Annotated in this window: 20 protein-coding genes; 8 read left to right on the top strand and 12 right to left on the bottom strand. The window is 62.0% G+C overall.

The window, feature by feature from the left end; all coding sequences use genetic code 11:
- Window position 1 precedes the first annotated feature (1 nt).
- Both C8K58_RS17260 and adeC read left to right on the top strand, forming a co-directional pair.
- On the top strand, window positions 2-3,163 hold the full coding sequence (locus C8K58_RS17260; protein ID WP_027604393.1) for an efflux RND transporter permease subunit: 3,162 nt from the start codon (window positions 2-4) through the stop codon (window positions 3,161-3,163).
- Window positions 3,160-4,617, top strand: coding sequence for an AdeC/AdeK/OprM family multidrug efflux complex outer membrane factor (gene adeC, locus C8K58_RS17255; protein WP_108573974.1), 1,458 nt, complete (start codon window positions 3,160-3,162; stop codon window positions 4,615-4,617). Before C8K58_RS17260 ends, adeC begins: the two co-directional genes overlap by 4 nt.
- An 85-nt stretch (window positions 4,618-4,702) precedes the next feature.
- Here the strand turns inward: adeC and C8K58_RS17250 are convergent, their stop codons facing one another.
- Complete coding sequence (locus C8K58_RS17250; protein ID WP_133822128.1) at window positions 4,703-5,695, bottom strand: hypothetical protein; 993 nt, start codon at window positions 5,693-5,695, stop codon at window positions 4,703-4,705.
- A gap of 195 nt (window positions 5,696-5,890) precedes the next feature.
- Between C8K58_RS17250 and C8K58_RS17245 the strand changes: the two genes are divergently transcribed.
- The 4 genes from C8K58_RS17245 (at window position 5,891) to C8K58_RS17225 (ending at window position 11,589) form a co-directional block, all read left to right on the top strand.
- Window positions 5,891-7,588: a molecular chaperone HscC gene (locus tag C8K58_RS17245; RefSeq protein WP_108573972.1), complete on the top strand. Its 1,698-nt coding sequence runs from the start codon at window positions 5,891-5,893 to the stop codon at window positions 7,586-7,588.
- A 10-nt stretch (window positions 7,589-7,598) separates the two neighbouring features.
- Window positions 7,599-9,212 carry a J domain-containing protein gene (locus C8K58_RS17240; protein WP_098480241.1) on the top strand — a complete coding sequence of 538 codons (1,614 nt, stop codon included), beginning with the start codon at window positions 7,599-7,601 and terminating at the stop codon, window positions 9,210-9,212.
- Window positions 9,213-9,354: 142 nt separating this feature from the next.
- On the top strand, window positions 9,355-10,605 hold the full coding sequence (locus C8K58_RS17230) for an OprD family porin (RefSeq protein WP_108573971.1): 1,251 nt from the start codon (window positions 9,355-9,357) through the stop codon (window positions 10,603-10,605).
- 84 nt (window positions 10,606-10,689) lie between these two features.
- Window positions 10,690-11,589 carry a polysaccharide deacetylase family protein gene (locus C8K58_RS17225; protein WP_108573970.1) on the top strand — a complete coding sequence of 300 codons (900 nt, stop codon included), beginning with the start codon at window positions 10,690-10,692 and terminating at the stop codon, window positions 11,587-11,589.
- Here the strand turns inward: C8K58_RS17225 and pcaC are convergent, their stop codons facing one another.
- The 11 genes from pcaC to pcaR all read right to left on the bottom strand — a co-directional run bounded on the left by pcaC (window position 11,590) and on the right by pcaR (window position 22,481).
- Window positions 11,590-11,982, bottom strand: coding sequence for a 4-carboxymuconolactone decarboxylase (gene pcaC / locus C8K58_RS17220; protein ID WP_027604400.1), 393 nt, complete (start codon window positions 11,980-11,982; stop codon window positions 11,590-11,592).
- 270 nt (window positions 11,983-12,252) lie between these two features.
- Window positions 12,253-13,044: a 3-oxoadipate enol-lactonase gene (gene pcaD / locus C8K58_RS17215; RefSeq protein ID WP_108573969.1), complete on the bottom strand. Its 792-nt coding sequence runs from the start codon at window positions 13,042-13,044 to the stop codon at window positions 12,253-12,255.
- Window positions 13,045-13,054: 10 nt separating this feature from the next.
- The gene (locus C8K58_RS17210; RefSeq protein ID WP_108573968.1) at window positions 13,055-14,419 is read right to left on the bottom strand and encodes a 3-carboxy-cis,cis-muconate cycloisomerase; all 1,365 of its coding nucleotides are present in this window, start codon (window positions 14,417-14,419) and stop codon (window positions 13,055-13,057) included.
- Window positions 14,420-14,429: 10 nt separating this feature from the next.
- The gene (locus C8K58_RS17205; RefSeq protein WP_098480245.1) at window positions 14,430-15,725 is read right to left on the bottom strand and encodes an MFS family transporter; all 1,296 of its coding nucleotides are present in this window, start codon (window positions 15,723-15,725) and stop codon (window positions 14,430-14,432) included.
- Between the two features lie 155 nt (window positions 15,726-15,880).
- Window positions 15,881-16,447, bottom strand: coding sequence for a protocatechuate 3,4-dioxygenase subunit alpha (gene pcaG / locus C8K58_RS17200; RefSeq protein WP_098480246.1), 567 nt, complete (start codon window positions 16,445-16,447; stop codon window positions 15,881-15,883).
- Between the two features lies 1 nt (window position 16,448).
- A complete protein-coding gene (gene pcaH / locus C8K58_RS17195; protein WP_027604405.1) occupies window positions 16,449-17,153 on the bottom strand; it encodes a protocatechuate 3,4-dioxygenase subunit beta in 705 nt (234 codons plus the stop codon).
- Between the two features lie 17 nt (window positions 17,154-17,170).
- Window positions 17,171-18,373: a 3-oxoadipyl-CoA thiolase gene (pcaF, locus tag C8K58_RS17190; protein WP_178087836.1), complete on the bottom strand. Its 1,203-nt coding sequence runs from the start codon at window positions 18,371-18,373 to the stop codon at window positions 17,171-17,173.
- Complete coding sequence (locus C8K58_RS17185) at window positions 18,370-19,149, bottom strand: CoA-transferase subunit beta (RefSeq protein ID WP_027604407.1); 780 nt, start codon at window positions 19,147-19,149, stop codon at window positions 18,370-18,372. The genes pcaF and C8K58_RS17185 overlap by 4 nt, the downstream gene beginning before the upstream one ends.
- The gene (locus tag C8K58_RS17180) at window positions 19,149-20,006 is read right to left on the bottom strand and encodes a CoA transferase subunit A (protein ID WP_027604408.1); all 858 of its coding nucleotides are present in this window, start codon (window positions 20,004-20,006) and stop codon (window positions 19,149-19,151) included. The genes C8K58_RS17185 and C8K58_RS17180 overlap by 1 nt, the downstream gene beginning before the upstream one ends.
- A 146-nt stretch (window positions 20,007-20,152) precedes the next feature.
- Window positions 20,153-21,493: an MFS transporter gene (locus C8K58_RS17175; protein ID WP_027604409.1), complete on the bottom strand. Its 1,341-nt coding sequence runs from the start codon at window positions 21,491-21,493 to the stop codon at window positions 20,153-20,155.
- A 145-nt stretch (window positions 21,494-21,638) separates the two neighbouring features.
- A complete protein-coding gene (gene pcaR, locus C8K58_RS17170) occupies window positions 21,639-22,481 on the bottom strand; it encodes a pca regulon transcriptional regulator PcaR (RefSeq protein WP_025855315.1) in 843 nt (280 codons plus the stop codon).
- 552 nt (window positions 22,482-23,033) lie between these two features.
- Here pcaR and C8K58_RS17165 point away from each other — a divergent pair.
- Both C8K58_RS17165 and C8K58_RS17160 read left to right on the top strand, forming a co-directional pair.
- Window positions 23,034-23,234 carry a hypothetical protein gene (locus C8K58_RS17165; RefSeq protein ID WP_003172389.1) on the top strand — a complete coding sequence of 67 codons (201 nt, stop codon included), beginning with the start codon at window positions 23,034-23,036 and terminating at the stop codon, window positions 23,232-23,234.
- Window positions 23,235-23,546: 312 nt separating this feature from the next.
- A complete protein-coding gene (locus tag C8K58_RS17160; RefSeq protein WP_027604410.1) occupies window positions 23,547-25,022 on the top strand; it encodes an inorganic phosphate transporter in 1,476 nt (491 codons plus the stop codon).
- The last annotated feature ends 119 nt before the right edge of the window (window positions 25,023-25,141 follow it).

Here is a 25,141-nt window from a genome sequence, read left to right as displayed (position 1 = left end):
CATGTCGAAATTTTTTATCGACCGTCCCATTTTCGCCTGGGTAATTGCCCTGGTGATCATGCTGGTCGGGGCACTGTCGATCCTGAAGTTGCCCATCAACCAATACCCGGCCATCGCGCCAACCGCCATCGACATCCAGGTAACCTACCCAGGCGCGTCCGCACAAACCGTGCAGGACACCGTGGTGCAGGTCATCGAGCAACAGCTCAACGGTATCGACAACCTGCGTTATGTGGCCTCGGACAGTAACTCCGACGGCAGCATGACCATCACCGCGACGTTCAACCAGGGTACCAACCCGGACATCGCCCAGGTGCAGGTGCAGAACAAGCTGAACCTGGCGACCCCATTGCTGCCGCAGGAAGTGCAGCAACAGGGTATCCGCGTAACCAAGTCGGTGAAGAACTTCCTGATGGTGATCGGCCTGGTGTCGGAAGACGGCAGCATGACCAAGGATGACTTGTCCAACTACATCGTTTCCAACATCCAGGACCCGATTTCCCGGACCGCAGGTGTGGGTGACTTCCAGGTGTTCGGTTCGCAGTACGCCATGCGTATCTGGCTGGACCCGGCCAAGCTGAACAACTTCCAGCTCACGCCGGTGGATGTCAGCACGGCCATCTCGGCACAGAACGTCCAGGTGGCCACCGGTCAATTGGGCGGCCTGCCTGCCCTGCCCGGCAACCAGCTGAACGCCACCATCATCGGCAAGACCCGCCTGCAGACGGCTGAGCAGTTCGGCAATATCCTCATGAAGGTCAATGCCGACGGTTCCCAGGTTCGCCTGCGTGACGTGGCGCGTATCGAACTCGGCGGCCAGAACTACAGCATCAGCGCGCAGTTCAACGGCAACCCGGCTTCCGGTATGGCGATCAAGCTCGCGTCGGGCGCCAACGCCCTGGACACCGCCAAGGCCATCCGTGCCACCGTGGCGTCCCTGGAACCGTTCTTCCCGCCTGGCATGAAGGCGGTGGTGCCGTATGACACCACCCCGGTCGTGACCGAATCGATCTCCGGTGTAGTGCACACCCTGATCGAAGCGATCGTGCTGGTGTTCCTGGTGATGTTCCTGTTCCTGCAGAACTTCCGCGCCACCATCATCACCACCATGACCGTACCGGTGGTATTGCTGGGTACCTTCGGGATCCTCGCGGCGTTCGGTTTCACCATCAACACATTGACCATGTTCGGCATGATCCTCGCCATCGGCCTGCTGGTGGACGACGCCATCGTCGTGGTGGAAAACGTCGAGCGGGTAATGGCCGAGGAGCACCTGTCGCCGAAAGAGGCGACGGTCAAGTCCATGGGCCAGATCCAGGGCGCCCTGGTGGGTATCGCCCTGGTACTGTCGGCGGTACTGTTGCCGATGGCGTTCTTCGGCGGCTCCACCGGTGTGATCTACAAACAGTTCTCCATCACCATCGTTTCGGCCATGGCGTTGTCGGTACTGGTTGCCCTGATCTTCACCCCGGCCCTGTGCGCCACCATGCTCAAGCCGATCGACCCGGAAAAACACGGCCAACCCAAGCGTGGTTTCTTCGGCTGGTTCAACCGCACCTTCGACCGTGGCGTACTGAGCTACGAGCGCGGCGTGGGTAACATGATCAAGCACAAGATCCCGGCCTTCCTGGTGTACGCCCTGATCATCGCCGGCATGATCTGGCTGTTCATGCGCATCCCGGCTGCGTTCCTGCCCGATGAAGACCAGGGCGTGATCTTTGCCCAGGTGCAGACCCCGGTAGGTTCGTCGGCTGAACGCACGCAAAAAGTCATCGACGACATGCGCGCCTACCTGCTCAATGACAAGGAAGGCGAGCCGGGCGAAGGCAAAGGCGTGAAATCGGTGTTTACCGTGAACGGTTTCAACTTCGCCGGTCGTGGCCAGAGTTCGGGCCTGGCCTTCGTGATGCTCAAGCCGTGGGATGAGCGCGACTCGTCCACCTCGGTGTTCGAGATTGCCAAGCGTGCCCAGGGTTACTTCATGCAGACCTTCCAGGACGCCATGGTGTTTGCCATTGTGCCGCCGTCTGTACTGGAACTCGGTAACGCCACCGGTTTCGACGTGTTCCTGCAAGACCAGGGCGGTGTCGGCCATGAAAAGCTGATGGCGGCGCGTAACCAGTTCCTGGGCATGGCTGCCCAGAGCAAGATCCTGGCCGGTGTGCGCCCCAACGGCGTGAACGATGAGCCGCAATACGAGCTCACCGTCGACGACGAGAAGGCCAGTGCCCAGGGCATCACGCTGTCCAACATCAACCAGACCCTGGCGATTGCCTTGGGTGGCAGCTACGTCAACGACTTCATCGACCGTGGTCGGGTGAAGAAGGTTTACGTGCAAGGTGAAGCCGCCAGCCGGATGTCCCCGGAAGACCTGAACAAATGGTACGTGCGCAGCGACTCCGGGAAGATGGTGCCGTTGTCGGCCATCGCCTCGGGCAAGTGGATCTACGGCTCGCCGAAGCTCTCGCGTTATAACGGTGTAGCGGCGATGGAAATCCTCGGTACCCCGGCACCGGGCTACAGTACCGGTGACGCCATGGCCGAAGTCGAACGCATCGCCAAGCAACTGCCGGCGGGCGTGGGCTACGCCTGGACGGGCCTGTCGTATGAAGAACGCCTATCCGGCTCCCAGGCGCCGGCACTGTATGCGCTGTCGCTGCTGGTGGTGTTCCTGTGCCTCGCGGCGCTGTACGAAAGCTGGTCGATCCCGATCGCAGTGATCCTGGTGGTTCCACTGGGCGTGGTGGGTGCGTTGATCGCCACCAGCATGCGCGGCTTGTCCAACGACGTGTTCTTCCAGGTGGGCTTGCTGGTGACGGTGGGCCTGGCGGCGAAGAACGCCATCCTGATCGTGGAGTTCGCCAAGGAACTCCACGAGCAAGGCAAAGGCATCGTCGAGGCGGCCATCGAGGCCTCGCGGATGCGCCTGCGGCCGATCATCATGACCTCCATGGCGTTCGTCCTCGGCGTGTTGCCGCTGGCGATCTCCTCGGGTGCCGGCTCAGGCAGCCAGCACGCAATCGGTACCGGTGTCATTGGCGGTATGATCACGGCCACGGTGCTGGCGATCTTCTGGGTCCCCCTGTTCTTCGCGAGCGTGTCCGCCATGGGCGAACGTAACAAGACTGAACCTAAGCAAACTCCTCAAGAGGCTGGCCAATGAGCAAGTCGCTACTTTCCTTAGCCGTCACCGCATTCGTGCTCAGTGGCTGCTCGCTGATCCCTGACTACCAGCGCCCTGAAGCGCCGGTGGCAGCTCAGTTCCCACAGGGGCCGGCGTATTCGTCGGCCCAGGCGCCGGGCCAGGCCGCTGCCGAGCAGGGCTGGAAGCAGTTTTTCCATGACCCTGCCCTGCAACAGCTGATCCAGACCGCGCTGGTGAACAACCGTGACCTGCGTGTCGCGGCCCTGAACATCGACGCGTATGCGGCGCAGTACCAGATCCAGCGTGCCGACCTGTTCCCGGCCATATCGGCCACGGGCAGCGGCAGCCGTTCGCGCACCCCGGCCAAGCTGTCGCAGACCGGCGAATCGACCATCACCAGCCAGTACTCGGCCGGCCTCGGGATCAGTTCTTATGAGCTGGACCTGTTCGGTCGTGTGCGCAGCCTGAGTGAAGAAGCGCTGCAAAAGTACTTCGCCACTGAAGAAGCACGGCGCAGCACCCAGATCAGCCTGGTGGCCAGCGTGGCGAATGCCTACCTGACCTGGCAGGCCGACAAGGAACTGCTCAAGCTGACCCAGGACACCCTCGGCGCGTACGAGCAGAGCTTCAAACTGACATCACGCAGCAATGAAGTCGGTGTGGCGTCGGCCCTCGACCTCAGCCAGGCGCGCACCTCGGTGGAAAATGCCCGCGTAGCGCTGGCACGCTACACCCGCCAGGTGGCCCAGGACGAAAACAACCTGACCCTGCTGCTGGGCACCGGCCTGCCGACGAATATCGCCAGCAAGCCGCTGTCGGATGACCTGCTCAGCGACGTACCGGCCGGCTTGCCCTCCGACCTGCTGCAACGTCGTCCCGACATCGTGCAGGCCGAGTACAACCTCAAGGCCGCCAACGCCAACATCGGTGCGGCCCGTGCAGCGTTCTTCCCGAGCATCAGCCTGACCGCCAGCGCCGGTACCGCCAGCCCTACCCTGGGCGGTCTGTTCAAAGGCGGTTCGGGTACCTGGTCGTTCGCCCCGCAGATCAACATCCCGATCTTCAACGCCGGCAGCCTGCGCGCCAGCCTGGACTATTCGAAGATCCAGAAAGAGATCAACGTGGCGAACTACGAGAAGGCGATCCAGACCGGCTTCCAGGAAGTCTCCGACGGCCTCGCCGCGCGTGAGACCTACAAGCAGCAGCTGGAGGCCCAGCGTGGCTTCGTCGCGGCCAACCAGGATTACTACCGCCTGGCCGAGCGTCGCTACCGCATCGGTGTCGACAGCAACCTGACCTTCCTCGATGCCCAGCGCCAACTGTTCAGTGCCCAGCAATCGCTGATCACCGACCGCCTGGCGCAGCTGACCAGCGAGGTCAACCTGTACAAGGCCCTCGGTGGTGGCTGGAACGAGCAGACCGCGAAGAACGAGCCGTTGAAAGAAGAAGCACCGGCGTTGAAGTTGTTCTGATAGCGCCGCAATAAACAAAAACCGCCTCCCTTATCAGGAGGCGGTTTTTTATGGCCCGCGATATTTTACAGGCTGGGTGCCAAGGTTAAGTTCTCAATTCACTGACTTGAACCTGGAACACAGAACTCGAAATATCATACTGGATGTTTTGACCGTCCGAGCCACGAGCAGTGATTGAGAAATTAAACTCACCGATAAACCAGAACCCTTCGTCTGGATGATCAGTGCGCCTTACGCGGAATGTACCCGTCGGATCAGAAAACCCGTATGAGAATTCAGGCCGCATAATAAAAAGCGTATCAACACTATTTGGCGGCCCCCCAGGCCCTGTGATCGGGTAATCAGTAAAGGTTTTCAGCTCTCTCCCTGCGAACTCGAGGACCGCACGATCACCTCCATCACGGGGCAAGCACTGAATAAAATAACTCGAGTCTGAGTAGATCACGAAAAATACATTACCCAGGTCGATGGGGTCATAACTGCCATTGACACTGGCGTTGATCTCACAAAGAACTGGAACCTTCGCTTGCACTCGGTGCTTGGGTACAAACTTACCCGTTGCGCCGTGGTTTGCTAACGCGCAGGTGATTTGAAGGGCATGGCAGAGAACTTCCATATCGCCCTTGCCATCTGGCTTGAAGTAGATGGAAAACTGCATGCTCAGCGCTATACGGCCGTCCTTGTATTCAAGAAGGTCAACCGTCAGGGACCCCGAATATTCGTCCGGGAAATACTCGATGCGGTTTCCCAAGGCAAAAGCCGCCCTGACTCCAGGGTCCTCCGGCCGGATCGGATAGGTCTGGCCTGCTTTCAGCCCTTCAGCCTTAAGGGTCAGTTCATTTTTCGAACCGGGATTGTCTTCAAACCCTAAACAAATGGAAAACTGAGCACCCTCGATATAGATCAACTCGAATGTGTCGAATGTAATCGGGATCTTCTTGTTACTCCCAAAGATCAGGTCCGCGTTGAACGTATTCGACGACGTTAACAACTCACCTATGTCTGTTCCAAAGCTCATGAGCACTTCTCCCTTGAGCACCAGAAAAATACTGCCACCGCCTTGAACATAGGCGTTCAAAAACGGGCCATCTACTGTCAACCCTGACAGTAGACGCAGAAGCGGTTAAACATAAGGCTGACAGGTTGGCCAAGCGCTTTGTGGCGAGCGGGCTTGCCCCGCTCGTCACAAAGCGCTCCCGCCTTGCTTTGCGCTCAACCTTTCAGGTTAAAATCTGTCACAGATTCTTACAGACCACAGAGGGAGCTTGTCGTAATGATCGTAGGAATCGACCTGGGGACCACTAACAGTCTCGCAGCCGTCTGGCGCGGCGATGCCGCCGAAATGGTGCCCAATGCCCTGGGCCAGTTGCTGACCCCCAGCGTGGTCGGGCTGGATGACCAAGGCCGTGTCCTGGTGGGCCAGGCCGCCAAGGAGCGCCTGCACACCCACCCGCACCTGACGACTTCGCTGTTCAAGCGCTACATGGGCAGCGCCACTGAAGTGCGCCTGGGCGACCGCTCGTTCCGCCCCGAAGAACTCTCGGCGCTGGTGCTCAAGAGCCTCAAGGAAGACATCGAGCGCACCTACGGCCAAACCGTTACCGACGCGGTGATCAGCGTGCCCGCCTATTTCAGCGACGGCCAACGCAAGGCCACGCGCATCGCCGGTGAACTGGCCGGGCTCAGCGTTGAGAAACTGATCAACGAACCGACCGCCGCGGCCTTGGCCTACGGCCTGCACCAGCGTGATAAAGAAACCTCGTTCCTGGTCTTCGACCTTGGCGGCGGCACCTTCGACGTGTCGATCATCGAGCTGTTCGACGGGGTGATGGAAGTACGCGCCAGCGCCGGCGACAACTTTCTCGGCGGCGAAGACTTCGACACCCTGTTGCTCGAACACTTTGTCGACAGCCAACGCAACGCCACGGGTTTCCCGCCCACCAGCACGGTGCTGCAAGCCCTGCGCCGCGAAGCCGAGCGCGTACGCAAAGCCTTGGGCCAGGACGACAGCGCCGAGTTCGCCCTGCGCGTCGACGGCCAGCAATGGACAAAAACCATCACCCAACAGGAACTGGCCAAGCTCTACACGCCGCTGCTGGAACGCCTGCGCGCGCCGATCGAACGTGCCCTGCGCGATGCGCGGATTCGGGTCGGCGACCTGGATGAAATCCTGCTGGTGGGCGGCACCACGCGCATGCCGCTGGTGCGCAAACTCGCCGCCGGCCTGTTCGGGCGCTTCCCTTCCATCAGCCTCGACCCCGACCAGGTGGTCGCCCATGGTGCGGCGATCCAGGCCGCCCTCAAGGCCCGTTCCGCCGCCCTCGAAGAAGTGGTGCTGACCGATGTCTGCCCCTACACCCTGGGCATCGAAACCTCCAACCAGTACGGCGGCCATATCGAAAGCGGCCATTACCTGCCGTTGATCGAACGCAACAGCAGCGTGCCGGTCAGCCGGGTCAAAAGCGTGGTCACCCTGCACGATGACCAGAGCCACGTACTGCTGAAGATCTACCAGGGCGAAAGCCGCCTGGTCAAAGACAACATCGAGCTGGGCCAACTGGATATTCCGGTGCCCAAGCGCAAGGCCGGTGAAGTCTCCCTGGACGTGCGTTTCACCTACGACAACAACGGCCTGCTGGAAGCCCAGGTGAATATCCCGCTGACCGGCGAGCAGCATTCGCTGGTGATCGAGAACAACCCCGGCGTGCTCAACCCGCAGGAGATCCAGCAACGCCTGCAAGCCCTGGCGCAATTGAAGGTCCACCCCCGCGACCAGCAGGTCAATACGGTGCTCGTCGCCCGCCTCGAACGGCTGTACCAGGAAAACCTCGGCGAGCTGCGCGAACAGCTCGGGCATTGGGCGGCGCAGTTCCAGCAGGTACTCGACACCCAGGACGAACGCCGCATCCGCGAAGCGCGCAGCGAACTGAGCCGTCAACTTGAGCAACTCGACAACGGGTTCTGGCGCTGAGGGCACACCGATGGATTGCTGGACCGTACTGCAACTGCCGGAGGACGCCGACGAGCGCAGCATCAAGCGCAGCTATGCGCGCTTGCTCAAAGGCTGCCGCCCGGACGACGACGCCCAAGGCTTCCAGCGCCTGCGCGAGGCCTATGAACACGCGCTGAATGAAGCACGCTGGCGAGCGGATAACGAAGAGGCAGAACCCGTCCAGGCGCCCGTGGCCGAAGCGGTCTACACCAACCTGAATGACCTGGCCGAACTGCTGGACATCAGCCCCGTCAGCCCGGCGCCCTTCGACGCACCCACTCCGGACCCGGCCCAGACCCTGCTCGACGGCCTGACCGCGGGTAACCTCGATGAACGCTGGGCCCAGGCTCGGCAACAGGGCTGCACCGAGGCGTTCCAGGCCGGCCTGTTGCGCCATTGTTTCGAAGCACCGGGCGAACGCAGCGCCATCGCCGCTTGGGCCGCGCAACACCTGGAATGGCTGACCCCCTGGCAGCAGGTGGCGATGACGTCCTGGCAATACGAAGCACTGACCGGCGAGCTGCTGCAAGACTACCGCCGCACCCTGCAGGAACTGCTGGAGCAAAAGGCCGAGCGCGAGTTCATCACCCAGCTCACGCAGTACAACGACCAACCCTGGCTGCGGGTGTTCGACCTGCAACAGCAGTGGCAGCGCATCGTCCTGCACCTGCTGCATGACACCCAGTGGAGCGTGCCGCTGTTCGAGCGGGTGTGCCAGGCATTCGGCTGGGACGACCAGAAAGGCGTCTACCCGGAACCGGCGTGGATGTGGCGCGAACTGGTGTCCCGTTGCGAACAGGAAAGCTTCTACGCCAACCTGCAGGACAAGGCCCAGGACACGCGGCGCACATCAGCCGATGCCCTGGCCGCACGCCTGCTGCTGATGCCGATGTCCGCCACGCAACACAAACGCCTGATCGATGGATTTGGCGAGAACGAGTGGAACGCCTGCCAGCACCTGGCGCAAACACTGACCTGGCGCTATCCGCAACTGGTCGAGCGCCTGCCTCAAACAGACCTGTTCTTTTGGCGCAAATTCGTGCCCCGGCCGATCTACACCCAGGTGTTTATCCGGCTATGGGCCGTCTTCGCCCTGGGGCTTGGCCTGAGCATCGCCCACGATAAGCCAGACAGAATGGACGGGATGTCGCTGGTCATTTTCATGCTGATGGCGTTCGTGCCGGCGGCCGTTGGCTTTCGCGTCACCCAAATGTGGGCCGGGATGAGTTCAACCTATCGGGTGCTGGATGTGTGGCTGAGCCAGTACCTGATCCCCAAGCGAATCAACCCCAACGACTACTGGCTGGTGATTCGCCACGGCGTACCGCAGGCGATCATGCTGGTGGCCTGCGGTTTGATGCTTGGTGTACTGGGTGCGGTGACCTATGCCGGCGCGCTGCTGATCAACCTGCTGCACAAAAAACGCATCGGTCATATGAGCCAGAAGTTCGCCGAAGGCTACCCCTGGTTGAACGGCCTGCACTGGGCCTTCTGGAGCCCTCTGCAAGGGGTGTTCCTGGTGGTGATGGTGGCGCTGATCATTGCCGCCCAGCATTATTTGCCGGCGGTGCCCTGGACCCACTTCGACCTGCCCAAACGATAACCCGCCAATGCCGGGCCTCAGCGCCCGGCAACTTGCGTTCGATCATCGCCCACAACCCGCCCTGCCCCGATTGAACCGCCCCCGCACCGCCCCGCACCATGGCCGCCACCTGCATAAACCCAATAACAACAGGTCCACCACCATGAGCACTTTTCACCCGCGCCGGCTCCTGCTGGCCACCGCTATCGCCAGTCTTGCCCTGCCCGTCGTCGCCGAAGAACACGGTTTTCTGGAGGACGCCAGCGCCAACCTCAACCTGCGTAATTTCTTCTTCAACCGCAATTTCACCAACCCCACCAAAACCCAGGGTGGCGCGCAGGAGTGGACACAGAGTTTCATCCTCGACGCCAAGTCCGGCTTTACCCAAGGCACCGTCGGTTTCGGTGTGGATGTGCTGGGGCTGTACTCGTTGAAGCTCGATGGCGGGCGCGGTACCGGTGGCACCCAATTGCTGCCGCTGGACCACGATGGCCGCCCTGCGGATGAATTCGGGCGTCTCGGCGTGGCGTTCAAGGCGCGTATTTCCAAGACCGAAGTGAAGGTCGGCGAATGGATGCCGGTGCTGCCGATCCTGCGTGCCGACGATGGCCGCTCCCTGCCGCAAACCCTGCGCGGCGGGCAGATCACCTCGAAGGAAATCGACGGCCTGACCCTGTACGGCGGCCAGTTCCGCGCCAACAGCCCGCGCGACGACAGCAGCATGTCGGACATGTCGATGGTCGGCAAAACCGCGTTCACCTCGGACCGCTTCAACTTCCAGGGCGGCGAGTACGCCTTCAACGACAAACGCACCCAGGTCGGCGTGTGGAACGCCCAGCTCAAGGACATCTACAGCCAGCAGTTCGTCAACCTGATCCACAGCCAGCCCCTGGGCGACTGGACCCTGGGCGCCAACCTCGGGTTCTTCTACGGCAAGGACAACGGCAGCGCCCGCGCCGGCGACCTGGACAACAAGACCTGGTCCGGCCTGTTCTCGGCCAAGTATGGCGGCAACACCTTCTACGTCGGCCTGCAAAAACTCACCGGCAACAGCGCGTGGATGCGCGTCAACGGCACCAGCGGCGGCACCCTGGCCAACGACAGCTACAACTCGAGTTACGACAACGCCGAGGAAAAATCCTGGCAGGTGCGCCACGACTACAACTTCGCCGCCCTCGGCGTACCGGGCCTGACCCTGATGAACCGCTATATCAGCGGCAGCAACGTGCACACCGGCACCGTCACCGATGGCAAGGAATGGGGTCGCGAAAGCGAATTGGGTTATACCGTGCAAAGCGGCGTGGTGAAGAACCTCACGGTGCGCTGGCGCAATTCGAGCATGCGCCGCGACTACAGCAACAACGAGTTCGATGAAAACCGGTTGATCGTCAGTTACCCGATAAGTCTGCTGTAATCCGGCGCGGCACTTACTGTATCGTGCGCGCCTGCCGCTGCTGATCCGCCCAGCAGCGGCCTCTTATCCGAGCCTGCGCACACCATGAAATCCTTTGCCATCGCATCCGCCGTGCTTGCCCTGGCCTTGAGCCTCAGCGGCTGTATCGGCGCGCCCATCGCCCTGACCGCGCAGACCGAGCAACGCCTGCAAGCCCAGGCGCCGATCCGTTTTTTACTGACCTTCGATGACGGCCCCAGCGCCTCGGGTTACAACAACCCCAGCCGTTCAGTGCTCGCAGACCTGGCGCACAACCCGGTGCTGCCGGGGATCAAGGCGGTGTTCTTCCTACAGACCGAATCATCGCGTTCCGGCGGCAGCTCGCGGGGTCGCAAGACGATGGCGCGTGAATACGCCGGCGGGCATGTGCTGGCTTTTCACACTGCCACGACCTTTCATACCAACCACCGCTGGCTGAATGATGCCGAGCTGGAGCGCACCCTCAGCCAGGGCGCGAGCGATATCGCCTCGATCACCGGCGCGCCGCCCGTGCTGGTCCGCCCGCCGTTCTGGAACTACGACCGGCGCACCTTCGCCGCCTACCAGCGCCATGGCATGCAGGTCCTGCTGACCGACCTGAGCGCCAATGACGGCAAGATCTGGGGCTTCAATGGCAGCCCAAGGCGCCGCGCCAACCTGTATCGACAACTGTCGGTGGTGCGCGAGCGCATCGCGCTGGGGGAGCTACCGACGGTGGACGGCGTGATACCGGTGGTGGTGACCTTCCACGATATCAACCGCTATACCGCGCGGCATATGCAGGAATACCTGCAGATCCTGCTGGACAGCGCACGAGTCAATGGCATGAAGACGGCTGCCGAACCGTTCTACACCGATACGGCCGCCCTGCAACGCGCGGCGCTGGCGCGTACGGTCAAAGACGTGAATGAAGCCGTGCATCTTCCGGGCGTGTGGAATTGGGTGTGGGACGCCGACTCCCACTGATCACTCGCGCGATTCGACACCCAGCTCATCCCATACAGACTCCGCCAGGTGAAACGTGGCATTCGCCGCCGGAATCCCGCAATAGATCGCGCTCTGCATCAGCACTTCCTTGATCTCGGCACGGGTCACGCCGTTGCTGGCGGCGGCGCGCAGGTGCAGCTTGAGTTCTTCGCTGCGGTTCATGCCAATCAGCATGGCGATGGTGATCAGGCTGCGGGTGTGGCGAGGCAGCCCGGGGCGGGTCCAGATGTCACCCCAGGCGTGGCGGGTGATCATGTCCTGGAACTCGCTGTTGAACTCGGTCAGGGCATTGAGGCTGCGGTCGACATGGGCATCGCCCAGCACTTCGCGGCGCACCTGCAGGCCATCGGCGTAACGTTGTTTCTCGTCCACAAAAAACTCCTGGTTCAATAAGATTTCAACTCGATGACCTGTGGCGAGCGGGCTTCTTGTGGTGAGCGGGCTTGCCCCGCGCTGGGCTGCGAAGCAGCCCCAATACGGACGCCGAATTATTTCAGACAGACCGTGGCGCCTGATTTGGGGCCGCTTCGCGCCCCAGCGCGGGGCAAGCCCGCTCACCACAGGAAGCCCGCTCACCACAGGAAGCCCGCTCGCCACAGGAAGCCCACTTGCCACAACGAGCCAGTTGCCACAACAGCGGCCTCAGCGGGCCAGCAGGAATTTGATAACCCGGTCACTGAATGCAGCGCCAGCCTGTACGTTGGACAGGTGCGCCGCGTAGAACTCGGCGTACTCGGCGCCCTGCACATGGTGCTGGATAAAGTGACCACCGGCCGGTGGCGTGACGGCATCTTCAGTGCCGGCAATCACCAGGGTGCGTGCCTTGATCTTCGGCAACTGCTCACGGAAATCCGCATCACGCACGGCGGCGCAGTTGGCCGCGTAACCTGGGGGCGAAGTCGCGGCAAGCATGTCGGTGATCTGCTTGGCCTGGTGCGGGTTGGCTGCCGCAAAATCGGCGGTGAACCAACGCGCAATCGACGCATCGCGCAAGGCCACCATGGCCGCCGCGCCATCACGCTGGACCATCTCGATCCGTGGGTTCCAGATCTCCGGCGTGCCGATTTTGGCGGCGGTGTTGCACACCACCAGGCGCTGCAGGCGCTCACCGGCATTAATCCCCAGCCATTGGCCGATCAAGCCCCCCATGGACAGCCCGCAAAAGTGCGCACGCTGAATATCCAGCGCATCCAGCAGTGCGATCACGTCGTGGCCCAACTGCTCGATGCTGTACGGTCCCTCGGTCACCAGGGATTTGCCGTGGCCACGGGTGTCGAAACGCACCACCCGGAAATGCTCGGTAAACGCCGGGATCTGGATGTCCCACATATGCAGGTCGGTGCCCAGCGAGTTGGACAGCACCAGCACCGGTGCGTCCACGGGGCCATCGAGTTGGTAATGCAGTTCGCCCTCGGCGAGTTGTACGAAAGCCACAGCGTTCTCCTTAGGCGTTCAATGCAAAGTGTTCGGTGACAGCGCGAGTGACCCAGGTGGGCGCCTGGCCCAGGTAGTGGGCCGGGTCGAGCAGGCGGTCCAACTCGGTGGCGGACAGCTCGGCGGTGACCTGCGGTTCGTCCGCCAGCACCGCGCGCAAGTGGCGCCCTTCTGCGACGGCGCGTTTGCAGCATTGCTCCAGCAGGTGGTGCGCGGTTTCCCGGCCCAGGCGTTGAGCCAGCACGATGCTGACGGCTTCGGCCAGCACCAGGCCTTGGGTCAGGTCGAGGTTGTGGGCCATGCGTCCGGGGTCGACTTCCAACCCTTCGCTCACCAGCAGCGCTTGTTTCAAGGCCCCGGACACCAGGCGGCAAATCTCCGGCAAGGTTTCCCATTCGGCGTGCCACAGGCCCAGGCTGCGTTCATGTTCCTGGGGCATGGCGCTGAACATCGTCGCCACCAGGCCGGGCACGCGCGTGGCGGTGCTGATCAGCACGGCGGCGCCCACCGGGTTGCGTTTGTGCGGCATGGTCGACGAACCGCCCTTGCCGGGCGCCGACGGCTCGAACACTTCGGCCGCTTCGGTTTGCATCAGCAGGCTGATATCGCGGCCCAGTTTGCCGAGGCTGCCGGCGATCAGGCCCAGGACGGAGGCGAACTCCACCAGACGATCCCGTTGGGTGTGCCAGGGTTGTTCAGGCAAGCTCAGCTTCAACTCCGCCGCCAGCGCCTCGGCCACCGGCATGGCGTGTTCGCCGAGTGCCGCCAACGTCCCGGACGCGCCGCCGAATTGCAGCACCAGCAAACGCGGTTGCAGTTCTTTCAAACGCTGGCGACTGCGCGTCACCGCGCCCAGCCAACCGGCAATCTTCATCCCCAGGGTGACCGGCGTCGCGTGCTGTAACCAGGTACGCCCGGCCAACGGCGTCGTCGCATAACGCTGGGCCTGGGCGGCCAGCACGTCGCCCAGACGCGCCAGGTCCGTTTCGATCAACCCCAGGGCCCGGCGCAGTTGCAGCACCAGCCCGGTGTCCATCACGTCCTGGCTGGTCGCGCCCAGGTGCACATAACGTTCGGCCCCGGCATCCCCGCTGGCAATCAACTTGCCCAGGGCCTTCACCAGCGGAATCGCGGAATTCCCCGCCGTGGCAATCGCCACGCCGAGGGCATCCACGTCGTACAGCGACGCCAGGCAGGCCTGGGCAATCGGCGCCACGGCGGCCTGGGGGATCAACCCGACCCGGGCCTGCGCCCGGGCGAGCGCGGCTTCGAAATCGAGCATGCCCTGCAGGCGTCCCTGGTCGCAGAACACCTCGGCCATGCTGTCAGCAGTGAAGTAAGCGTCGAACAGTTGATTGCTCGTGCGCAGTGTCATAACTCATCCCTTACAAATCGTGATGCAGGTACGCCGCCTGTTTCGGCAGGCGCAAGCTGAACAGGAAGGCCACCGCCATCATCGCGGTGACGTACCAATAGAAAGTGTTTTCCATGCCCATGGATTTGAGGCCCAGGGCCACGTATTCCGCCGAACCGCCGAAGATCGCGTTGGCCACCGCATAGGCCAGGCCCACGCCCAGGGCGCGCACTTGTGGCGGGAACATTTCCGCCTTCACCAGGCCGCTGATCGAGGTGTAGAAGCTGACAATCGCCAGGGCCAGGGTGATCAGCACAAACGCCAGGAACGGACTGCTGACGGTTTTCAAGCTGAGCAGGATCGGCACCGTGCACAGTGTGCCCAACGCGCCGAACCACAGCATCGAGTTACGCCGGCCGATCTTGTCGGCCAGCATGCCGAACAGCGGCTGCATGCACATGTACAGGAACAGCGCGCCGGTCATGATGTAACTGGCGGTCTTGGCGTGCATCCCGGCGGTGTTCACCAGGTACTTCTGCATGTAGGTGGTAAAGGTGTAGAAAATCAGCGAACCGCCTGCGGTGTAGCCGAGCACGGTGATGAATGCCGCCTTATGGTCACGGAACAGCGCGGCGATACTGCCGGCGTCCTTGTCCGCGCGGGTTTCCTTGCTGGTGGTTTCCTTGAGGGTGCGGCGCAGCAGCAGGGAGATCACCGCGGCAATCGCACCGATCACGAACGGAATCCGCCAGCCCCAGGCCCGCAGTTCTTCCTCAGTGAGGATCTGTTGCAGGATCACCACCACCAGCACCGCCAACAGTTGGCCACCGATCAGGGTCACGTACTGGAACGAGGCGAAAAACCCACGCTGGCCCTTGAGCGCGACTTCACTCATGTAGGTGGCGGTGGTGCCATATTCGCCCCCCACCGACAGGCCCTGGAACAGCCGCGCCACCAGCAGCAGGGCCGGGGCCCAGGCGCCGATGTCTTTGTAGGTGGGCAAAAAGGCGATGACCAGGGAACCGGCGCACATCATCAGCACCGAGATCATCATCGAATTCTTGCGCCCGTGCTTGTCGGCGACCCGGCCGAACAGCCAGCCGCCGATGGGGCGCATCAGGAAGCCGGCGGCGAACACGCCAGCGGTGTTGAGCAGTTGGACCGTGGGGTCATCCGACGGGAAAAACGCCGGGGCGAAGTAGATGGCGCAGAAGGCATAGACGTAGAAGTCGAACCATTCGACCAGGTTGCCGGAGGAGGCACCGACAATCGCAAAGATCCGTTTGCTGCGCTCTTCTCCGGTGTAGTGACTGGTGGTTGTTGTCATGGTTTTTCACTCAGTGGGAACGGTTATAGCCTAGACATACTTTGCAACAACCATGTTCCGCAAGCAGACTTTTGAGTAGGCGGTGCCTGAACCGGCCCCCTCCCACATCAAAATGTGGGAGGGGGCTTGCCCCCGATGGGGCCCTGACAAGCGACTCAATAATCGAAGAACACCGTCTCCTTATCTGTGCCCTGCAAAATCACATTCCACTGGTGCACACCCGCCGCGTCCGGCTTGGCAATCAACGTGCCGCGCCGCTCGGCAGGCACACAGGCCAGCAACGGGTCATCCCCATTCAACGCCTCGCCCTCGAAATAAATCCGCGTCAGCAGGTGCTTCACCAGCCCACGGGCAAACACCAGCACCACCAGGTGCGGCGCCTGGGTCGTGCCTTGCAGGCCCGGCACGCTGCCCGGCTTGATCGTGGTAAAGCGGAAGCGCCCTTCGGCATCCACCGGCACCCGGCCGAAGCCTTCGAAGTTCGGGTCGAGCGCCTTGTCCTGCTCGTCTTCAGGGTGGTCGTACTTGCCAGCGGCATTGGCCTGCCAGACTTCGAGCATGGCGTCGTTGACAACATCACCGTTGCCGTCCACCACTTGCCCGCTGATCGCCACGCGCTCGCCGAGGGTGGCGGCGACGGTCAAATCCTCGCGGTTCAGCCAGGTCAGGCCGATGTGGTAGTACGGCCCGACGGTGTGGGACGTGGTCGCGTAGAGTGTCATCTCATTTCTCCATCGGCGTGGCGTCGCGGCCGCGCAGGACGATGTCCCAGCGGTAGCCGAGGGCATAGGAAGGAATGGTCTTTTCCAGGTCGAAACGGGCGATCAGGCGTTCCTTGGCGCTGGTATCCGGCACACAGTTGTAGATCGGGTCGTATTCCAGCAGCGGGTCGCCAGGGAAATACATCTGCGTCACCAGGCGTGTCAGTACGCTCGGGCCGAACAGCGAAAAGTGGATATGCGCCGGGCGCCACGCGTTGTGGTGGTTGCCCCATGGGTAGGCCCCAGGCTTGATGGTCTGGAACTGGTACCAGCCATCGGCGTCGGTGACGGTGCGCCCGGTGCCGGTGAAGTTCGGGTCCAGCGGCGCATCGTGCAGGTCACGCTTGTGGTTGTAGCGACCGGCGGCGTTGGCCTGCCAGATCTCCACGAGGATGCCCGGCACCGGCAGGCCGTTTTCATCCAGCACGCGGCCATGAATGATGATGCGTTCGCCCAACGGTTCGCCGTCGTGTTGGGCGGTGAGGTCGTTGTCCTTTTCGCTGACTCGCTCGGCACCGATGGTCGGGCCGGTGATTTCCGACAAGGAATGGGGCAGGAACACCAACGGCTGGGACGGCGAACGCAGGTTCGTCGACTGGTAGGCCGGGTGCAGGTAATCAGGCTGAGTGCCCGCTTGCGGGCGCCGGTAACCGGGCTTGTCACTCATGGAGCTGTCCTCTCTTATTAGATGCGTTCGATCGCCAGGGCCAGGCCTTGGCCGACGCCCACGCACATGGTCGCCAGGCCTTTACGGCCGCCGGTTTTTTCCAACTGATGCAGGGCCGTCAATACCAGCCGTGCACCGCTCATGCCCAAGGGGTGGCCCAGTGCGATGGCGCCACCGTTCGGGTTGACCTGGGGTGCATCGTCGGCGATGCCCAGTTCACGCAGCACCGCCAGGCCTTGGCTGGCGAAGGCTTCATTGAGTTCGATCACATCGAAGTCAGTCACGGCTAGGCCCAGGCGTTCCACCAGCTTGCGTACCGCCGGCACCGGGCCGATGCCCATCACCCGTGGCGCGACACCGGCGCTGGCCATGCCCAGCACGCGGGCGCGGGCAATCAGGCCGTGTTTTTTCACCGCTTCGGCAGACGCCAGGATCAGCGCGGCCGCACCGTCATTCACCCCCGAGGCATTGCCCGCGGTGACGGTCTTGTCCGGGCCGTTGACCGGTTTGAGTTTGGCCAGGGCTTCAAGGGTAGTGTCCCTGGGGTGCTCATCGTGCTCCACCACGGTTTCGCCTTTTTTATGGGCGACCCGCACCGGCACGATTTCTTCGGCGAAGAACCCGGCCGCCTGGGCGGCGGCGGTGCGTTGCTGGCTGCGCAGGGCAAAGGCGTCCTGGTCGGCGCGGGAAACCTGGTAGTCGTCGGCGACGTTATCGGCGGTCTGCGGCATGGCGTCCACGCCGTACTGGGCCTTCATCAACGGGTTGATAAAACGCCAGCCGATGGTGGTGTCTTCCAGCTTCATGTTGCGCGAAAACGCCGCATCCGCCTTGCCCATCACGAACGGCGCACGGGACATCGACTCGACGCCACCGGCAATCGCCAGCTCCATTTCGCCACTGGCGATGGCGCGAAACGCGGTGCCGATCGCATCCATGCCCGAGGCGCACAAACGGTTGAGGGTCACCCCCGGAATGCTCTCCGGCAGGCCGGCCAGCAGCAACGCCATGCGGGCGACGTTGCGGTTGTCTTCACCGGCCTGGTTGGCGCAGCCGAGGAACACCTCGTCAACGGCCGACCAGTCCACGGAAGGGTTGCGCTCGATCAGCGCCTTGATCGGCACGGCCGCCAGGTCATCGGCGCGCACGCTGGACAGGCCACCGCCAAAGCGGCCGATGGGGGTGCGAATCGCATCGCAGATAAACACCTCGCGCATCAGGCTTCTCCCGGTGCTTGGCCGTGGGCGGCGGCCGTGCGTGCTTCGAGGTCACGCAGGGCGGTCAACTCGACCTCGGTCGGCTCGGCGGTGGTGCTGACCTGCTCGGCAAATCGAATCGCCCAACCGGTGGCCGCTACGACTTGCTCGCGGGTCACGCCCGGATGGAGGGCGGTGACCACGAATTCATGGGTGCCCTCTTCCGGTTCCATGATGCACAGGTCGGTAATGATTCCGACAGGACCGGCACCCGGCAGCCCCAGGCGTTTGCGCGAATCCCCACCTTCGCCGTGGCCGACCGAGGTGATGAAGTCCAGCTTGTCGACAAACGAACGGGACGACTGCTTGAGGATGATCAACACGCTCTTGGCCGAGCCGGCGATTTCCGGCGCGCCACCGGCGCCCGGCAGGCGCACCTTGGGTTGGTGATAATCACCGACCACGGTGGTGTTGATGTTGCCGAAGCGGTCGACTTGCGCGGCACCGAGGAAGCCCACGTCGATACGCCCGCCCTGCAGCCAGTAGCGAAAAATCTCGCCGGTCGGCACCACGGTGTCGGCGGTTTCCGCCAGCTCGCCATCACCGATCGACAGTGGCAATACGCTGGGCTTGGCGCCAATCGGCCCGGACTCGTAGATCAGCACCACATCCGGCGACGAAGTCAGGCGCGCCAGGTTGGCGGCCTTGGACGGCAGGCCGATGCCCACAAAGCACACGGAGCCGTTCTTGAGGCGGCGCGCGGCGGCGACGGTCATCATTTCATTGGTCGAGTAAGCCATTACTTGGCCTCCTGCTGCGTGGTCAGCTTGGCCTGGAATTCACTGAAATCGGCAGTGCCGTGGATGTATTCATCCATCCAGGCAGTAAAGGTCCCACGGTCGCGGGCGATGGGGTCCCACGCCTGGTAGAAGCGATTGTCACGCTCGTTGTAGCCGTGGGCGTAGGACGGATGGGCACCACCGGGTACGTGGCACACCGCAGTCAGGGCCCAGGTCGGCAGTACGCAACTGTTCATCGGCGCGTTCAGGTCATCGACGATTTCTTCCACGGTGACGATGCAGCGCTTGGCCGCCAGGGCCGCTTCCTTCTGCACCCCAAGAATGCCCCAGAGCAGCACGTTGCCCTTGCGATCAGCCTTTTGCGCGTGGATCACGGTGACGTCCGGACGCACCGACGGCACCGCTGCCAGCACTTCACCGGTGAACGGGCACGTCACGCTCTTGATCAGCGGGTTGACCTTGGGCAAGTCGGAACCCGCGTAGGCGCGCAGCACCGCGAACGGCAGGCCCGATGCGCCGGCGACGTAGGCATTGGCCAGGTCGGCGTGGCTGTGTTCTTCGATTTCCAACGGTTGCGGCCATTGCTTTTCGACCGCGTCACGCAGGCGATGCAGGGAACCTACACCCGGGTTACCGCCCCAGGAAAAAATCAACTTGCGCGCGCACCCGGCACCAATCAACTGGTCGTAGATCAGGTCAGGCGTCATACGCACCAGCGTCAGGTCTTTCTTGCCCTGACGAATGATTTCATGACCCGCTGCCGTAGGGATCAGATGGGTGAAGCCTTCCAGTGCGACAGTGTCGCCGTCGTTCACGAATTGCTTCACCGCGTCACGCAGCGCAAGAATTTCAGCCATGGGGTTGGGCTCCCGGTGTGGATCGAAAAGGCGCTGAGGTGGCGCCGAAGTGCTTGAAGATTAAGCCGGGGAAATCGGCCAAACAATCCGATAATCGACTCAGCGTTCGATTATCGAACGGATTGTTGGCAGGCTATCGATTAATCTCAGGTCGCATCCGCATGGCTGACCATGCCTTTGATCACCACGGCTGCCGTGGCCAAAGCGGCCGGAATCACCAGGGCGGTGAGCACCTGCTCGAAGTTCCAGCCCAGGCCCAGCAAGGTGGCACCCATCCACGCGCCGAGGATCGCGCCGAAACGGCCGATGCCAAGCATCCACGACACGCCGGTGGCGCGGCCTTGGGTCGGGTAGAAGCGCGCGGCCAGGGATGGCATCGCCGATTGCGCACCGTTGACGCACATCCCGGCGACCAGCACCAAGGTGGCCAATAGGGTGATATTGCCCAGGCTTTGCCCCACCGCGTAGGCAAACACCCCGGCCAGCAGGTAGAAGGTGCCGATGACCTTGTGGGGGTTGAACCGGTCCATCGCCCATCCCACGCCGACGGCGCTCAATACGCCACCAAACTGGAACAGCGCGCCGATGAAGGCGGCCTGCTCCATGCTGGCGCCGCTGTCGCGCATCAGGGTCGGCAGCCAACTGGTCAGCAGGTACACGATCACCAGGCCCATGAAGTACGTGAGCCACAGCAGCAAGGTGCCGGCGCTGTAGGTGCCCGAGAAAATCACCGCGAACACGTTGCGCGCCTTGACTGTTTTTTGTTCGGGCACGCTGAAGGCGGTGGCCTGGGCAACAATAGAGGGTTCGATGGGCGACAGGGTCTTGCGCACCTTATCGACACCTCGATTACGCACCACCAGGAAACGCGCCGATTCCGGCAGCCACAGCATCAGCACCACCACCAGGATCAACGGCAGGATGCCGCCGATCATCAACAAGGCGTGCCAGCCGAACGCCGGGATCAGCTTGGCCGAGATAAACCCGCCACCAGCCATGCCCAGGTTGAAACCACAGAACATGCTGGTCACCAATAGCGACTTGTGGCGTTCAGGGGTGTATTCGGAGAGCAGGGTCGTCGCGTTCGGCATGCCGGCACCCAGGCCCAGCCCGGTGAGAAAACGCAGCACCAGCAATTGGTCCACGTTGCTGCTGTAGGCCGAGGCCAGGCTGAAGGCGCCAAACACCAGCACCGCGCCCACCAGTACAACCTTGCGCCCGAAACGGTCAGCCAGCGGTCCGGAACCCAGGGCGCCGAACACCATGCCGATCAACGCAGCGCTCATCACCGGGCCAAGGCTGGCGCGGTCAATGCCCCAGTCCTGGGACAGCGCGGGCGCGATAAAGCCCATGGCGGCGGTGTCGAGGCCATCGAGGAAAACGATGAGGAAACACAGGATCACCACGCGCCACTGGTAACGGGACAGTGGCTGGGTGTTGATGAAGGACTGGACGTCCAGGGTCGTGCCGACAGAAGGTTGATTCATTATTCTTATTCCACACCGATGGCGGGCCAACGGCCTGGGGCCGTCATTATTATTGGTGCGCCCTCAAGAGCGCTGCCGCACAGTAATAAGCCGGGGGAAACATCGTCAATTGATCAAGCGGGGATCTGTGCGGTCACCGAACACCTTAGGCAAACAACTGCGCACTCAACTCACGGCTGGCACTGAGCATGCTCGGCAGGAAACGCTGCTCCAGTTCGCTGCGGCTGACCCGTCCAGCGTGAGTACTGACATTGAGCGCCGCCAGCACCTGGCCGGACGCGTCATACACCGGCACGGCGATGGAGCGCAGACCCTGTTCCAGTTCCTGGTCGACAATGCACCAGCCCTGCTGACGCACTTGTTGCAGGCATTCGAACAAGGCTTCAGGGGTGGTCAGGGTGCGGCTGGTCTTGGTTTGCAGGTCGGCATGGTCGAGGTAGTCCTGCAGCGAAGCGTCATCCAATGCCGCGAGCAGGATACGGCCCATGGAGGTGCAATAGGCCGGCAACCGTCCGCCCACCGACAGGTCCACCGAAATCAGGCGCTGGGTGGTGGCCGAACGGGCAATGTAGAGGATGTCATCGCCTTCAAGGGTGGCCATGTTGCAGGCTTCGTGCAGTTGCTCGCTCATGCGGTCCAGGTAAGGCTGGGCCGATACCGCCAAAGGCGTGGAGGACAGGTAGGCATGCCCCAGGGTCAGGACTTTGGGCAGCAATGAATAGGTGCGCCCATCGGTGGTGGCGTAGCCGAGCTTGATCAAGGTATGCAGGCAACGGCGTACGGCGGCGCGGGGGATCTCGGTGCGGTGGCTGATCTGGGCGATGGTCAGGTGGCGCTTGCGCTCCTGGAACGCCTGCACCACCGCCAGGCCGCGGGCCAGGGAGGTCATGAAGTCGGGGTCACCGGTAAACGCCTGGATACGCTTGGCCGGCGAGGCAACGATCGGCGGCGCCACTGACGCGAAAGAGTTGCGCAATTGATCGTTCATGCCAGGTTCCTTTCTCTTATTGTCAACCGCAGGGGATTGGGCTGCTATTACAAGCCGGGCCGGCCGTGATGCACAAGGCAGGCCCGGCAACATTGGGCGATTATCGGACAACCATGCGATTATCGCAATTTAGCGCTGAGGGCGATCTATCAACCACGTCCCCGGCGATGTTAAGCCGTTAATTTAATAGCTTGTTTCCTTGTTGAGTTTATGACGCCAGAATTTCAGCAAATACTGACGCGTCGACGTAACAAAACACTCACACAAAGTTGACGGTTTTTAACTTTATGCCGATAGTGTTATTCAAATGCGCCGCTATAATGCATCCTGTGCGGAGGAGAGCCCGGTTTCATATTGAGGCTGGAACTCGCCAAACCATGCACAGGCCGTGCATGGACGATCGCAACTACCTGCCTGGAATGACCGCCCAACAGTGGCCTCCCGTTTTCATTCAAACTTGAACACTTCGTGGGTTCAAGTTGGAACAACCCGAGGGCGACATTCAGGCCAAACACTGCAATGTACTTACACCCAACTCAATTAGGTAACAACGTGACGAAAGATGAACTGCGCGCGGAACTTGAGCGCCAGGAGCAACGTTACAAGGACGTTTACGGCGGGGAAGTCACCACCTACGCCGCCCAGCCTGAACCTGAACGCAAACCATGGCGCAAGCGAGCCAGCCTGCTCGACCAGGCATTTGCCCAGGAAATCCAAAAGATTGAACAGGAACTCAAGGCCGAAGAGCCATAAGCGCTTCGGATCGAGTCCAGGGCCCTGCCTGCAGCGATGCCATTTAGCCATCCTCCAGCCGACCTGAATCCCACCATCGCCTGTAAAATTTCATACAAATGTTTCAGGCATGACGATTTGGTGACAAAACCCTGTCCTTTCAGCCCTGCGCTTTATAAATCAAAGACTTGCCAAAGCCCCGAAAACCCTGGGATCGCCAGCTTTTGCCCCTGGCGATTCGATGAAGATTGATACCGATGAGCAGCTAGTGCATCGATTACCGAGGTTTTCTGGCATAATCGCGCCCCCTTACGACCGGGTCAGAAAACCTTCATGATCGATTTATTCAGCGGACTGGATGCTTGGGTTCTCGTGAGCCTGTTGCTCGCCCTGGCCTTTGTCCTCGCCTTCGAGTTCATCAATGGCTTTCATGACACCGCTAACGCGGTGGCCACAGTCATCTATACCAAAGCCATGCCGCCGCATCTGGCCGTGTTCTTCTCCGGGGTGTTCAACTTCCTCGGCGTGTTGCTCGGTGGTGTCGGTGTCGCCTACGCCATCGTGCACCTGCTGCCCGTGGAGTTGCTGATCAATGTGAACACCGGCCATGGCTTGGCGATGGTCTTCTCGTTGTTAGCCGCGGCGATCACCTGGAACCTGGGCACCTGGTACTTCGGTATCCCCGCCTCCAGCTCCCACACCCTGATCGGTTCGATCCTCGGTGTCGGCCTGGCCAATGCCCTGATCAACGACATCCCCCTGGCTGACGGTGTGAACTGGCAGAAGGCCGTCGATATCGGCGCGTCCCTGGTGTTCTCGCCGATGGCCGGCTTCCTGGTCGCAGCCCTGGTGCTGATCGGCCTGAAATGGTGGCGCCCGCTGTCGAAGATGCACAAGACCCCGGACCAGCGCCGCAAGCTCGACGACAAGAAGCACCCGCCGTTCTGGAACCGCCTGGTCCTGGTGATTTCGGCCATGGCCGTGAGTTTCGTGCACGGCTCCAACGATGGCCAGAAAGGCATCGGCCTGATCATGCTGGTGCTGATCGGTATCGTGCCGGCGCAGTTCGTACTCGACCTGGGCAGCACCACCTACCAGATCGAGCGTACTCGCGACGCCACGCTGCACCTTAACCAGTTCTACCAGCGCAACCACGAGACCCTGGGTGAGTTCCTGGCCCTGGGCAAAAGCGTGAAAGACGACCTGCCGGGCAAGTTCCGCTGCAACCCGCAGCAGACCGAACCCACCATCAATGCCTTGCTGGATACCTTGAAAGGCGTCTCCGATTACCATTCCCTGAGTGCCGATCACCGCATCGAAGTGCGCCGCTACCTGCTGTGCCTGGACGACACCGCGAAAAAAGTCGGCAAGTTGCCGGGCCTGGAAGCGCGTGAGAAGTCCGACCTCGACAAACTGCGCAAGGACCTCACCGCCACCACCGAGTACGCGCCGTTCTGGGTGATCCTCGCGGTCGCACTGGCCCTGGGCCTGGGCACCATGGTGGGCTGGAAGCGTGTGGTACTGACGATCGGCGAGAAGATCGGCAAGCAGGGCATGACCTATGCCCAGGGCATGTCGGCACAGATCACCACCGCCACCATGATTGGCTTCGCCAATATCTTCGCCCTGCCGGTCTCCACCACCCACGTCCTGTCTTCCGGCGTAGCGGGCACCATGGTCGCCAACAAGAGCGGCCTGCAAGGTGGCACGGTCAAGACCATCCTGATGGCTTGGGTGTTGACCCTGCCTGCGACCGTGGGCCTCTCGGCCGGCTTGTTCTGGCTGGCCTCCAAGGCACTGGGCAACTGATCGCCAGGCGCTGACAAAAAAGGTGCGGCCTCTGTGAGGACCGCACCTTTTTTTATGGACCAGAATTGAACACCCAAAAAAAAAGGGCGACCGAAGTCGCCCAAAATGCCTTGCGTGCT

This window comes from Pseudomonas sp. GV047 (assembly GCF_003058245.1).
Lineage (GTDB): Bacteria > Pseudomonadota > Gammaproteobacteria > Pseudomonadales > Pseudomonadaceae > Aquipseudomonas > Aquipseudomonas marginalis.
The sequence above is the reverse complement of the archived record's forward strand: the minus strand, read 5'-3'. Positions and strand labels throughout refer to the sequence as shown.